Source organism: Rhodococcus sp. G6(2025) (assembly GCF_058628105.1).
Genome location: NZ_CP179752.1, coordinates 389,445 through 402,530, shown reverse-complemented (window position 1 = coordinate 402,530; position 13,086 = coordinate 389,445). Strand labels below are relative to the sequence as shown.

Annotated in this window: 10 protein-coding genes; 2 read left to right on the top strand and 8 right to left on the bottom strand. The window is 66.0% G+C overall.

The features are described from left to right. Positions 1-53 precede the first annotated feature (53 nt). From ACLIVD_RS42725 to ACLIVD_RS42700, 6 genes are all read right to left on the bottom strand, one after another. The gene (locus tag ACLIVD_RS42725; RefSeq protein WP_491933805.1) at positions 54-1,184 is read right to left on the bottom strand and encodes a thiolase family protein; all 1,131 of its coding nucleotides are present in this window, start codon (positions 1,182-1,184) and stop codon (positions 54-56) included. Between the two features lie 93 nt (positions 1,185-1,277). Beyond that, positions 1,278-2,033: an SDR family NAD(P)-dependent oxidoreductase gene (locus tag ACLIVD_RS42720; RefSeq protein WP_206016944.1), complete on the bottom strand. Its 756-nt coding sequence runs from the start codon at positions 2,031-2,033 to the stop codon at positions 1,278-1,280. A 37-nt stretch (positions 2,034-2,070) separates the two neighbouring features. Next, positions 2,071-2,856 carry a crotonase/enoyl-CoA hydratase family protein gene (locus ACLIVD_RS42715; protein ID WP_477922314.1) on the bottom strand — a complete coding sequence of 262 codons (786 nt, stop codon included), beginning with the start codon at positions 2,854-2,856 and terminating at the stop codon, positions 2,071-2,073. A gap of 113 nt (positions 2,857-2,969) precedes the next feature. Next, positions 2,970-3,773: an amidohydrolase family protein gene (locus ACLIVD_RS42710; RefSeq protein ID WP_283334469.1), complete on the bottom strand. Its 804-nt coding sequence runs from the start codon at positions 3,771-3,773 to the stop codon at positions 2,970-2,972. Continuing rightward, positions 3,770-4,924: an acyl-CoA dehydrogenase family protein gene (locus tag ACLIVD_RS42705; RefSeq protein ID WP_491933804.1), complete on the bottom strand. Its 1,155-nt coding sequence runs from the start codon at positions 4,922-4,924 to the stop codon at positions 3,770-3,772. Before ACLIVD_RS42705 ends, ACLIVD_RS42710 begins: the two co-directional genes overlap by 4 nt. Beyond that, positions 4,921-6,369 (bottom strand): aldehyde dehydrogenase family protein, encoded by a 1,449-nt coding sequence (locus ACLIVD_RS42700; RefSeq protein WP_491933803.1) that lies wholly within the window; start codon positions 6,367-6,369, stop codon positions 4,921-4,923. The genes ACLIVD_RS42705 and ACLIVD_RS42700 overlap by 4 nt, the downstream gene beginning before the upstream one ends. A 185-nt stretch (positions 6,370-6,554) precedes the next feature. Between ACLIVD_RS42700 and ACLIVD_RS42695 the strand changes: the two genes are divergently transcribed. Next, complete coding sequence (locus ACLIVD_RS42695) at positions 6,555-7,766, top strand: acyl-CoA dehydrogenase family protein (protein ID WP_206016485.1); 1,212 nt, start codon at positions 6,555-6,557, stop codon at positions 7,764-7,766. Between the two features lie 7 nt (positions 7,767-7,773). Beyond that, on the top strand, positions 7,774-8,787 hold the full coding sequence (locus ACLIVD_RS42690; protein ID WP_283334473.1) for an acyl-CoA dehydrogenase family protein: 1,014 nt from the start codon (positions 7,774-7,776) through the stop codon (positions 8,785-8,787). A 137-nt stretch (positions 8,788-8,924) separates the two neighbouring features. Here ACLIVD_RS42690 and ACLIVD_RS42685 read toward each other — a convergent pair whose 3' ends face one another. After that, positions 8,925-11,009, bottom strand: coding sequence for a hydantoinase B/oxoprolinase family protein (locus ACLIVD_RS42685; RefSeq protein WP_491933801.1), 2,085 nt, complete (start codon positions 11,007-11,009; stop codon positions 8,925-8,927). Then, positions 10,999-13,086 (bottom strand): hydantoinase/oxoprolinase family protein, encoded by a 2,088-nt coding sequence (locus ACLIVD_RS42680; RefSeq protein WP_491933800.1) that lies wholly within the window; start codon positions 13,084-13,086, stop codon positions 10,999-11,001. The genes ACLIVD_RS42685 and ACLIVD_RS42680 overlap by 11 nt, the downstream gene beginning before the upstream one ends.

The window sequence follows — 13,086 nt, the reverse complement described above, 5'->3', positions numbered from 1 at the left end:
CTCCTTGTTCTTCGAAATCTTTGGGGCTCAACGAACGTGGGTGGGTTCGTTGACTAGAGCAGCTCGAGGATCGTCGCGTTGGCCAGGCCGCCGGCCTCACACATGGTCTGGAGACCATATCGAATACCGTTGTCTCGCATGTGATTTATGAGGCGGGTCATCAGGATGGCACCGGATCCTCCGAGCGGGTGCCCGACGGCGATGGCTCCGCCGAGAGGATTGAGCCGATCTTCCTTCGCTCCGGTCTCGGCCAGCCACGCCAGCGGGACCGACGCGAACGCCTCGTTGACTTCGAACACACCGATCTCGTCGATCGACAGTCCGGACTTCTTCAGTGCCAGTTCCGTCGCCCGGATCGGGGCTGTCAGCATGATCACGGGATCGTCACCTGCCACGACCGCGGTGTGAATACGCGCGATCGGTGTGAGGCCGTTGCTGCCGGCAACCTCCGACGACGTCAGGAGCAGGGCGCCGGCGCCGTCCGAAATCTGTGAGGCGTTTCCCGCCGAGACCACTCCGCCCTCCTTGAAGGGGGTCGGCAGGGTGGCGAGCCTCTCGAGTGTCCCGCCCCGGCGAATGCCCTCGTCCGCGTCAAGGCCGCCGAGCGGTACCAACTGTGAGGCGAATGCCCCCGCATCGGTTGCCTCGGCCGCCAGCCGGTGCGACCGCAGCGAGTACTCGTCGAGCGCTGCGCGGGACATTCCCCAGCGCTCCGCGATCATCTCGGCACCGATGCCCTGGTTGAAGCCCTGGACGCCGTAGCGCTCCAGCAGAGTGGTGGGCGCCGGCTGACCGTCCTGGGCGGCACTTCCCATCGGCACTCGGGTCATCGATTCGACCCCGCCGGCCACGGCGAAGTCGTAGTGGCCGGCGATGATTCCAGCAGCCGCGAAGCTGACGGCCTGCTGGCTTGATCCGCACGCGCGGTTGACAGATGTCGCCGGGACGGTCTCGGGCCAGCCCGCGGTGAGCACCGCGTTTCGGCCGACGTTGCTCGCCTGCTCGGACACCTGGCTCACACAGCCCCACACAACGTCGTCGACGATGTTCGGGTCGATGTTGTTGCGCTCGGTCAGTGCTTGCAGGACCGTTGCGGAGATGACCGCGGGGTGGATGTCCGCCAACGCTCCCTTCCGCTTGCCGATCGGTGTACGGACGGCATCAACGATTACCGCATCTCGCATGGTCACTCCCAAGAATTATTGTCTGTTAGCCAACAACTATTTTGCCCTATGGAACTCGGCCATTACCTCGACGCAAGACGTCGAGGCCGAACGTCACTGCTTTGCAGTCTCGCCGCCGTCGATTACGTAGACGGCGCCGGACACGAATTTCGAACTCTCCGACGCGAGATAGCAGACCAGGGGTCCGATCTCGTCGGGCTCGGCCATACGACGCGCCGGGATCTTACGCACTCTCTTCGCCAGTACGTCCGGGTTGCCGGTGACATACGACTGCGCTTCGGTGGCGAAGGCGCCGGGAGCAATGGCGTTGACCTGGATGTCGTGCCGGGCCCATTCGGCGGCGAGGGCCTTGGTCATCTGGATAGCGGCACCCTTCGACGCCGAATACGCGGCGAGTGTGGCCTTGCCGAGAATTCCCGATGTCGAGACCACGTTGATGATCCGGCCACCAGAACCCGAGTCGACGAAATGGCGCGCGGCGGCCTGCGAGAGGACTGCCAACGATGTCACGTTGACCTCCATGACCTCATCGAAGACCGACATATCCATCTCGAGAAAGTCAGCTGCGGGCGCGATGCCTGCGTTGTTGACGACCGCGTCGAGACGCCCCAGCCGCTCGACCGCGATCTTCGCGAGACCGGCCACTTGTTCCCGGTCGCGCATATCGCACACCTGCGGCTCGATCTTGCCGGCGAATTGCTCCGCAGCCAACTCGTTCAAGCTGGCCTCTGTCCTCGCCACGGCGAGCACATGCGCTCCCTCGGCCGCCAATGTCCGGGCCGCAGCCCGGCCCAGCCCCTTGCTCGCCCCGGTCACAATGACCCCGCGGCCTGTCAGGTTCAAATCCATATCTTCGTCCTCTCCGATTCGCACGTACCGCCGCGTGTCATGCGCCTGTCCACACCGGTGCACGCTTCTCAGTGAAGGCACGCGCACCCTCGATGGCGTCTGCCGACGACCGCACGGGCGCGGTCAGCTCGGATTGCCGTGCGAACGCTTCGGCTGCTGGCCAGCTCGGGCTGTCTTGGATGATCTGCTTGGTCGCCGCGACCGCCAGCGGACCGCAGGCGGCAATCTCCGTTGCGAGTTCGAGCGCGGCGGCCACCGCCGTGCCGGGCTCGACGATCCTGTTGACCAGGCCGCGCTCGGCGGCCTCGCGTGCCGACATATTTTTGCCGGTGAGTGCCAACTCCATCGCCAATGGATAGGGCAGCCGCCCGGGCAGCCGCAGCAGGCCGCCTCCGGCGGCGACGAGGCCCCGCTTCACCTCGGGCAAAGCGAAGAACGCACTTTCCGCGGCGATGATCATGTCGCAGGCCAGAACGATTTCGAAGCCACCCGCGACCGCGGGACCGTCGACCGCGGCGATGAGGGGCTTGCGTGGGGGCTCCTGTACTAGTCCCGCAAATCCTCGCCTCGGTGTGATCGGCCGCTCCCCGCGCAGAAACCCTTTCAGGTCCATGCCCGCGCAGAAGGTCGGCCCGTTCGCCGCCAGGACGGCAACCGTGAGGTCGCGGCGCTCGTCGAACTCGGTGAGCGCCGCGTCGATCGCGGTGGCCATCTCGAGGTTGACCGCATTGCGCGCAGCGGGCCGATTCAACGTAATGATGCGCACGCCGCGGTCGTCGGAGACGAGCACCGGCTCCTCTGCGGCGGTGTCGATGGAGGTCATGGTCAGCTTCCTGGTAGTCGTGGGGCGGCGTCGAGCCGGGTTTCGCCGTTCGACATCGCGTCGTAAATGGTGTGCAGGCCGGGTAGCCCTCTCCTGAAACAGCGTTCGAGGAGTCAGGTGTTCGCCGGCAATTCCAGTCGCAGCAGGCGGGCAAGGTTGCCGCCCAGGACGCCGCGTTCCTCGTCGGCGCTCAGCCCGAGTGCACGAATGGCCGCGATTTCCGTTGCGGGGTCGGTCATCGGCCAGTCCGAGCCGTACACGACGCGATCGGCGCCGTGCTCTCGAATGATCCGCCTGATCCGTTCGACGGGGAGGGTGCCCATGCTCGGTGGCCACGAGGTCTCGAGGTACACCCCGGTCCCCACCGACCACTGCTCGGCCTCATCCAGCACTTGGTAACCGCCATAGTGCGCGGCGATCAGCCGGAGTCCGGGGATGTGCTTCATCATCGCGTTGAGATCGCGCGGCGCTCCCCGGTCGTTCTGCTCTTCGGTACCTCCGGAGCCGACGTGCGCGATCACCGGGACGTCGTTCTCGGCCAGGGCAGTGAGGATCTCACGCGTCCTTGTGTCACTGAAGGCGACCGATTGGAAGAGCGGGTGGAGCTTGACGCCCATGATGCCGTTCTCACGGAGAGCGGCGAGGTTGTCCTCGACCGAGAGATCGGGGTGAACCGTACCGAACGGCAAGAAACGGGAGCGGTCGACTCGCCCCACGAACTCGTTTGTGCGCCAGACGGTTCGACCGGCATTTGCCACCGCGAGAGTCATTGCCATGTCGATGCCGGCGTTGTCCATCGTGCGTCGTAGCCCGTCGAGGGTGCCGTCGTGGACCGGGTCCAGGCCGACGGGCCGGTCGGCGAGCACTTTGCGGGCGATCTCGTCCGGCCAGACGTGACAGTGTGCGTCAATGATCATCGGGAGTGCTCCTTGATAAGCTGCTTGGACAACGAGTCGAGCAGTACTTCGGTCGCGCCCTCGTACACCCGCATCGGCCGGGCCGCTCGATAGAGGCGTTCGATGCGGGATCCGCGGACCAGACCGAATCGGCCCATCATCTGCACGCTGCGGTCGACGACACGACCGGTAACCTCCGTCGCGCCGATCTTCGCCATCGACGACAGGTCCAGGCTGCCGCGTGGATCGGAGGCGGCGGCGCGGGCTACCTGGTACGTGAACGCCCGCGCCATCTCGATCTCGGTCCAGGACATCGCCAGCATCTGAGGAATCGGGCCGAGACGCGCCAACGGGCTGTCGAATTGTTTCCGGGTCGTGGTGTGCGCGAGGGCGTCGTCGAGCGCTGCCTGCGCGGTGCCGAGGGCGGCGCCGGCGACCGAAACTCGGAAGGTGGCCAGGGTGGCCAGTACGAGCGCGAATCCCCTACCGGGCTCACCGAGGCGATGGGTGTTGGGAACACGGACATTGTCGAACTCGATGTCACCCAGGACGTGGGGGGCCATGATCTGGTAAGGACGACTGGTTCTGACACCGGAAGTGTTCGCGGGCACGAGCACCAGGGAATACCCGGACCTGCCGTTGACAGCTTCCTTGCCCAGAACGCAGTAGTAGTCGGCGTCGCCCCCGTTGGTGATGAAACTCTTTGTTCCACGGATGATCACGTCGTCGCCGTCTTCGGCGATTGTGGTGGACAGCGATTTGAGGTCCGATCCGACTTCGGGTTCGGTCAGAGCCAGCGCGGCGATCGCCTCCATACGCGCCACCCGCGGAAGCCACTGCTCGCGGATCTCGTCGGTCCCGCCGACGGCGATCGCATAGCTGCCGATGCCCTGCATGGCGAAAAGAGAGTCGACGTGGCTCGAAGCCGCTGCGAGTTGTTCCCGGACGACCGTCACAGCGAGGGAGTCGGGAGACTCGAACTCGCCGCCGTACTTGGCTGGGACCTGCACGGCCGCGAGGCCGCTGTCCTTGAGTAGGGCGAGCACTTCGGCGTCGACGGAGTCGGATTCGTCCGCGCGATCGGCGTGTGGAAGGCAACGATCGGCCAAGTCGCGGGCACGGGCCTGGAGCACACGGTATTCGGGCTCGAGGATGGGGAAGCGCTCGCTCACAGCTTCACCACCACGAACTTGGTCTGAGTGTAATGACGTAGTGCTTCCATGCCCTTCTCCCTGCCGTATCCACTGTTCTTGACTCCGCCGAACGGTCCCTCGACGAGGCCGGCGACCCAGTCGTTCACATAGACCTGTCCGGCCTCGAGACGGGCAGAGACCCGGTGGGCCCGCGCGACGTCTCCGGTCCACACGCCCGCCGCGAGTCCGAATTCGGAATCGTTGGCGATCGCGACAGCCTCGTCCTCGGTGCCGAACCTGAGAACGGTCAGGACAGGACCGAACACTTCCTCACGCGCGATCGTCATCTGGTTGGTGACGTCGGTGTAGACGGTCGGCTCGATCAACCAGCCGTCTCCGGTCGCGGCACCGCCGGCCGCGAGGGTCGCGCCGTCCGCTTTGGCCACGTCGAAGTACTTCTGCACCTTGGTGAATTGTTCCTCCGTGACGATGTGTCCATAGGACTCACCCGGCTTCACCGTGCGCACCTGATCGAGAAGGAGAGAGACGAATTCGTCGTAGATTTCGTCGGCCACGAGAAGGCGAGTGCCGGCACTGCAGATCTGACCCGCATTGCCGGTGAAGGCACGTACCGCGCCTTCCGCGGCTGCCCGCAGGTTCGCGTCCGAGAAAACAATATTCGCGGACTTTCCACCCAGTTCGAGGGTGAGCGGCAGCACTCGGTCCGCCGCTGTCCGTCCGATGGCACGGCCGGTCTGCACCGAGCCGGTGAAGGCCACCTTCCGCACGTCTGCGTGCTCGATCAGTGGTTGGCCCACCGCCGCGCCGGTGCCCGTCACGACGTTCAGAACACCGTTGGGGAGGCCGGCTTCGGTGGCGATGCGGGCAAGCTCGAGGGTGGTCGCGGAAGTAAATTCGGACGGCTTCACCACCGCTGTGTTCCCTGCGAGGATCGCTGGAGCAATCGCTCTGGCCGCTTGATTGAGCGGCGCGTTCCAGGGGGTGATCACGCCGATGACGCCGTACGGCTCGTTGGTCGTGTAGCCGTGCCGACCCGGTCCGAGGTCGATCACCTCACCCGAAGGGATGTTGGCGAGCCCCGCGTAGAAGTCGAAATAATCTGCGGCGGAATCGACTTCGCGCAATGCCTGTGGACCGGGCTTACCGGCCTCGGCGCCCTCGAGTTCGGCAAGGAGCTCCCGTTCGGCGCGGATCCCGTGAGCGATGTCGGCCATCAACCGGCCGCGCTCCCCCGACTTGAGTTCACGCCAACCGGTTGCTGCGGAGGATGCGGCAGAGACAGCCGCCTCGACGTCGGCGCGACCCCCAGCGGCGATCTCGGCAACTGCGCCACCTGTCCATCGGGAGTTGGTGGTGAGGCGCTTGCCCCCGGGCGTGTACCGCTCCGCGCCGTCGATCCACTGACCGTATGCCTTCACGAGACCCTGAGGTGGTGGGATTGACTCCGAACGAGTGATGCTCATAACAACAGCATGCCTCATAACCTTAATTTGTCAACCAACAAGGATTGTCTTCTCCCCAGACACTCCTTCCGCTAAGATTTGTTCACCGACTATTTTTTGTTGACGCCCGGCCCGGCGTGGCTGAGGTGTCGCCACAGACGCCGCGGTCGGCCATTCGCCCACGCCCAACCAACGAGAGGCCACCCATGGACTTCGACGACACTCCCGACCAAGCACACCTGCGGGGTAAGACGCGCCAGTTCCTCGACGAGCATGCGGACGAACTCGAGCACGCAGACGGCCCCTATCTGGAAGAGCCCGGCACGGACCGGGTTCAAGCCCTCCGCCGGACCCAGGCCACCTTGTTCGACGCCGGGATGATCGGCTTGACCTGGCCGACGGAATACGGTGGCGGCGCCGGAACGAACGCCCAACAGGCCGTCGTCAACGAGGAGCTGCACCGCGCACGGATCGCGGGACCGATCGGACACGTCGGCCTCGGAATGTGCGGACCCACGGTATTGGGCCACGGAAGCGAGGACCAGAAGCAACGCTACATCCGGAGGCTGCTTCGCGGAGACGATTTGTGGTGCCAGCTCTTCAGCGAGCCCGGCAGCGGCAGCGATCTCGCCGCACTGCGCACCCGGGCCGTGCGCCACGACGACGGCTGGCACGTGCAGGGACAGAAGGTGTGGACCACACTTGCACAGCACTGCCGGTACGGGATTGTGCTGTGTCGCACCGATCCTGACGCCTCCAAGCATCGCGGGCTGACGATGTTCGTGATCGATATGCACGCACCCGGCGTCACGGTCCGACCCCTGCGGCAGATGAACGGGCACCAGAGCTTCAATGAGGTCTTCCTCGACGACGTCGTCATCGACGACTCCGAGCGTCTCGGCGACGTCAACGATGGATGGCAGGTCGCCCTGACCACACTGATGAACGAGCGAATGGCAGTCGGCGGGGGCGGCGGCGAACTCGGTGTCCGGAGTGATGCCTTGATCGCACATGCCGCGGAACGGCTTCCGCGGCTCGCTGCGAACCAGCGTGTGCTGGCCACACACGAGCTCGGGAAGGTGCTGGTCGATTCGCTCGCGGCCCGCTACACGGGATACCGGATGCAGACGAGCATGGAACGCGGTAAGCGCCCGGGACCCGAGGCCAGCGCGGGAAAGCTCACGGCGGTTCGCGTCGCGCACGCCACCGCGGACCTCGGCCAACGCCTGCTCGGCGACGACGCCGTCCTGGCGCGCTCGCGGGACGGAGACTGGCGCTGGGCGAATTCGGCGGCATCCACCCCTGGCGTCGCCCTGGCCGGCGGAGCCGACGAGATCCTCCGCAACATTCTCGGCGAGCGAGTCCTCGGGCTCCCGTCGGACCGCGCGCCCAAGCCCACAGCATCCGAGAGCAGGTAGGGAACTCATGGAGTTCGACATCAATGACGACCAGCGGAACTTCGCCGACCACGCTCGCTCCTTCTTTGCCGATCAGGCCGGACCCGAATACGCGCGCAAGAGCCTCGATACCGCGGGCGGGATCGTGCCCGGCCGTGAGGTTCTCGCCGAGCTGGGTTTCTCCTCGCTCACCATCCCCGAAGAGGCGGGCGGTGTAGGCGCCAGCCTGCTCGACATGGCCATCGTCGCCGAACAGGCCGGCCGCCAACTTGCCGGGCCTTCCCTCGCCACCGCGGCCCGATGTGCTGTACTCCTGGAAGGGGACACGGACCGGCTCCAGGCGCTGAGCGACGGAACTCTGGCCCTCGCGGTGCTCGACGGCTCGCTCACCGGGGACAGCCCGTCGATGGACGTTATCGGCGCCTCGCACTTCCTCGCACTGAACGGCGATGACCTCGTCCTGGGTAGCGGTGAGGTCAGGCCCGGCGACCCGATCGACGCCACCCGCGGTCTCGGTTACGTCACGTTGACGTCGTCTGAGGTGATTCGCCGGGACGCACGTGCCCTGTGGGACCGCGCCCGGCAGGTCGCCTGTGTCGTTCTTGCTGCCGAAGGTCTGGGCGCCGCGGAGCGTGTGGTCGAGCTCGGCATCGAGCACGCCAGAGACCGCACGGCATTCGGTCGGCAGATCGGTTCGTTCCAAGCGATCAAGCATCGCCTGGTGGACGACTGGGTCGCCGTCAATCAACTGCGCTCCCTGGTGTGGTGGGCGGCGTGGGCAGCCGACAACGCCCCGGAGCAGCTTCCGATTGCCTCGTCTGCTGCGAAGGCGTACTGCGCCCCGAGCTTCGAGACGGCGTGCGAGACGCTCGTTCATGTGCTCGGAGGGCTCGGTTTCACCTGGGAACACGACGCGCACCTGTATTGGCGACGCGCCAAGGTCGATCGATTACTGCTGGGCGAGGAGAGCGAACACCTTGCCGAGGTGGCTCTACGAAGCATCGCGGCGCACGCGGAAAGTAGCGACACCCTCCCGATGTAGGACCCCTGCTCGATGACCAGGCCACCGAACGGTGGCCTGGTCATCTGCGCGAGTTCGGTCTTCAGGTCACTGGGAACGAAAAAGGCGGTGCCGGGAAGGATTCCCGGCACCACCTCATCGGTGCTGCTCGTCGCCGCTCAGCCGATCCGTTCACCCGTCCACGCGGACCAACGCGCGGGGCTGGACTCGAAGGTCCTGGGCTCACCGGTCACCGCCACCTCGGTGTGCAGGACGTGCCCGGTGCCGGGATCGAGGTATCTGCGCGTCTCCACCCCGCCGGCCAACTGCTCGACCAGAACCGGGCAGCCATCGGTCCAATGTCCGGGGGCCTGCGCGAGGACCGCACCCGAGCGAACGCTCACCGCGAACCCGCCGCGCTGCTCGACACCGGGCGCAATCGGCAACGCTCGACTCGAGTCGGTCTCGCTCACCTCGACCTGAACCGGTTCGATCAAAGCCGGGTCGGCGCGCTCGAGACGCTGCTGCAGCAACTCGCTCCGGCTCGTCGTGGTGCCGTCGGAGACATCAACGCCGTATACATCACTCGCGTCCTCAGCGGTAATGAGGCCGTCCTGGAAATCGGCGAGCACGGCTGCCACATCACGATCGAGAGGATCGCCCCAGCCCCCGCCGCCCGCAGCCCGAATGGCGTAGCTGTGTCCTTCGGGGAGAGTGAATCCCTGGGCCAGAACCCCGATCGGCGTCGACCCGCCGTCGGGGTCACGCAGTTCGATCGCATTCGGCCGACCCGGGTCGGCGCCGGCCGACCCGGGCATCGGAATCTGCCCGTGCCCTCCGATGCTGTTGCCGGTCAACAGCGGAGAGCCGTCGACGGTGAATTCGAAGTCGACGCCGCGTCCCCCGCGGAACTGACCCGCACCCGACGCGTCACGCGACCGACGCCGGTAGTTGAAGCGAAGCGGGTACCAGGACTCGGTGACTTCCACATCGTTCGTCTGAATGGCCGCCTGACGCCCCACCAGGTAGAAGTTGAAGTCCGTGCCGTCGCGATCGTTGCCGGCCGGCGAACCGAGGGCGGTGCCGTCGATCATGATCCACGAGTCCGTCGCGCCGGACAGACCCCTACCCGAGAAAGTGACCACGCAATTCCCGGACATCGTCTGCGAACTCGACAGGAAGGGACGGCTGACGCTGTCGGGCGAAGCCGCCACCGCCTGATGGAAAGTGCGCAACGCGGCCTCGCTGGCGTCGTGCGACGCCGCGAGATGCGCAGCCCCGACGGGTGCTGGATGAGTGCAGTTGAGCATGCTGCCCACCGGGCAGTACACCGCAATCGCGTCGTAGTACCCCTGGTTGAGGGGCAGGTCCTGCCCGATCAGACGCTGCAACTCGACACCGATCTTGCCCTTGACGATGTACTCCTTCGTGTTGAAGAAGTGCTGCGTCTGTGGTGCCGCCCCGGAGAAGTCGAAACGAATCGAATCGCCCTCGACGGTGGTCGTGCAGGGGACCCGAAACTTCTCCTCGTTCCACTCGGTCCAACTCGTGGACCGGTAGACGCCGTCCTCGAGCAGCGCGATCTCGGCGCGGACAGCTTCCTCGGTCCGTCGGTTGAGCTCGTCGAACCCGTTCTGCAAGGCGTCCGGGCCGATCCGCTCAGCGAGTTCCCGGAGCTTGGCAGCACCGACATCGACGCCTGCCATCAGGCCACGGATGTCCATCTCGACCAGGTGGGCCATGCGGACGTTGTTGAGCAAGATGTTCCAGAGGTCCCGCTGGTCGACGCCGGCCCTCATGATCTTCACTGCGGGCAGTCGGACCGCCTCTTGGAAGCAGTCGGTCGCTTCGGGAGCGAACGACCCCGGCTGCATACCGCCCACGTCCACCAGATGCGACGAATTTGCGAACCACCCCACCAAGACATTCCTGGCGAACACCGGCTTCATGACGAAGATGTCCTGCGCGTGCAGGCCACCGCCCCGGTGCGGGTCGTTCGCCAGGAAGACATCGCCGTCCTGGATGTCGTCACCGTGCTCAATGAACACACCCGCGATCGCGTTGGTCGCCGCGTAGAAGTGGTAGGCGATATGACCGCCACCTGTCACCAGGTTCCCCTTGGCGTCGAGAAGGGTGCACGAGTAGTCACCACCCTCGACCACGAGCGGGCTCACCGCAGTGCGTTTGATCGTCGCGGCGCCCTCGCCACAGAACGCTTCGAACTGGTGTCGCAGAACCTCGACCGCGATATTGTCAAGCTGCATCGGAATTCACATCCAATCGGAGAGAGCGGCGCTCGCCGACCACCAGCGTGGCGCCGCGGGGGACGAAGACGGTGGTGTCGACGTCGTCGGCCAGAGCCGGCCCGTCGATGCGGTCTCCGGGGACCAGGTCGGGGGTCCGGTAGCACGGAACCTGCTCACTGCCGGCCCGGGTCAGATACACGTCCCGGTGGGAAGACGGTTCGACCACACCCCCTGTGCGCGTGGACGTGTCGATCGCGAACGTCGCTCGGGGAAGCCGGCCGATGGCGACGGCGCGGAGGAACGTCACCTCCAGCTGTGCCTTCTGACCGACGGCACCCACCCCGTAGCGGGCTGCGTACTGTTCGAGGAAGGCCGCACGGATTGCTTCGGCATCGAAGACCGGGGTCTGCAGCGCAATCGACACCTCGGACGTCTGCCTGAAGAAACGAACCCCGACGTCGTAGTTCACAGTCAGGGCCTGCTCAGGGACCCCATCGTTACCGACCGCCCGTGCCACCTCGGAGCCGAGCCGCTCGAGATCGGCTCCGATCGCGCCCGCGTCGGCCCGATCGAGCAGCACGTCAGCCGACTTGATCCGTTGCCGCCGCACATCGGCCGATGCCGCCCCGAAGGCGGACAGCACCGACGCAGCGGGGGGCACGACAACGCGGGGGATGTTCGCCTCGGCCGCGATGCTCGCCGTGAACAGTCCGCCGCTGCCGCCGTAGGAGATCAGGGTGAGGGTGCGCGGGTCGAGCCCACTCGCGCCCGCGTGCAGGCGAGTCGCTTTGGTCATCTCGGCGAGCGCAATCTCGCGAATTCCCCACGCGGCCTCCTCGGCCGAGAGGCCGAGAGACTCGCCCAGCGTGGCACACACCCGCACGGAGGCTTCTCGGTCAAGCGTGCCGCCTACGAAGCTGGCCGGGTCGATGTAGCCGAGGACCACCAGGGCGTCGGTGATCGTTGCATCCGTCCCGCCGTTGCCGTAGCAGGCCGGTCCGGGCCACGCCCGGGCGGAGCGCGGCCCCACGCGCAGCAGTCCGCGCGCGTCGACCCAGGCAATGGAGCCGCCGCCGGAGCCGATCGAGAGCGTGTCGATTCGCGGCTGAGCAAGGATCATCCCGTGCAGCTCGCCTCGCTCGGACCGCTGCGGGAGCGAATCGGCGATGACCGCCAAGTCGAAGCTCGTACCGCCCATGTCGCCGCAGATCGCGTCGGAAATCCCCTCGTCCGAGCACACCTCGGCCGCAGCCATGACGCCGGCAGCCGGGCCCGACGCCACCAGGATCACCGGCGAGCGGCGTGCCTCGGCGAGGGTGACGGTTCCACCGCTGGTCTGGAGCAGCAGCAGCGGAACTCGAAGGCCGGTGTCGGCGAGCTCCTGCGCGAGGGCCTCGATACCGTCGAGAGCGGTACACAGGACAGCATTCACGGCCGCAACCAGGGTGCGCTCGTACTCGCGGATACTGGGGTGCAACTCGACGCCGCTGAAGACGGGCAGGTCGGGAAACTCTTGCCGCACGAACTCGACCACGGCCAGTTCGTTCTCGTCGTTCTTGAAAGACCAGAGGAACGAGACGGCGAGTGCCTCGATCTGGTGCGTCTCGATCAGGTTTGCCACTGCCGAACGAACCGCCGCGATATCGACGGCCTGCAGCACCTTTCCGTCGCGGTCGACGCGTTCGTCGACACCGACGACAGCCGATCGATCGATGGGGCTCCATGGCGGAACGAGGAATCCCTCCTCCGAGACGCGCCGCGAGCGGGCCATGGAAATGGTGTCCTCGAAACCGGCCGTGGTGAGCAGTCCGGCCCTAACGCCGTGCTTCTCGACGAGCGCGTTTGTCACCGCGGTCGTACCCAGTCCGAAGCGTTCGACCCTCCCGAGAAATGTTTCGAGATCGAGGCCGACTTGATCAGCGACGAGCTGACAAGCTCCGAGCACTCCCCGTCCGAAGTTGTTTCGGTCGGTCGGCGATTTGGCGCGCCACAGCGACTGCCCGTTGCCACAGGCGAGGTCGGTGAAGGTTCCCCCGACGTCAATTCCGATCGAGAAACCTCCTGGTGCCTGGTTCGGCACCTCTTTGACGTCCAT

Coding starts and splice junctions, on each gene's coding strand:
- ACLIVD_RS42725 (WP_491933805.1), bottom strand. CDS start 1,184: ATGCGAGATGCGGTAATCGTTGATGCCGTCCGTACACCGATCGGCAAG.
- ACLIVD_RS42720 (WP_206016944.1), bottom strand. CDS start 2,033: ATGGATTTGAACCTGACAGGCCGCGGGGTCATTGTGACCGGGGCGAGC.
- ACLIVD_RS42715 (WP_477922314.1), bottom strand. CDS start 2,856: ATGACCTCCATCGACACCGCCGCAGAGGAGCCGGTGCTCGTCTCCGAC.
- ACLIVD_RS42710 (WP_283334469.1), bottom strand. CDS start 3,773: ATGATCATTGACGCACACTGTCACGTCTGGCCGGACGAGATCGCCCGC.
- ACLIVD_RS42700 (WP_491933803.1), bottom strand. CDS start 6,369: ATGAGCATCACTCGTTCGGAGTCAATCCCACCACCTCAGGGTCTCGTG.
- ACLIVD_RS42695 (WP_206016485.1), top strand. CDS start 6,555: ATGGACTTCGACGACACTCCCGACCAAGCACACCTGCGGGGTAAGACG.
- ACLIVD_RS42690 (WP_283334473.1), top strand. CDS start 7,774: ATGGAGTTCGACATCAATGACGACCAGCGGAACTTCGCCGACCACGCT.
- ACLIVD_RS42685 (WP_491933801.1), bottom strand. CDS start 11,009: ATGCAGCTTGACAATATCGCGGTCGAGGTTCTGCGACACCAGTTCGAA.
- ACLIVD_RS42680 (WP_491933800.1), bottom strand. CDS start 13,086: ATGGACGTCAAAGAGGTGCCGAACCAGGCACCAGGAGGTTTCTCGATC.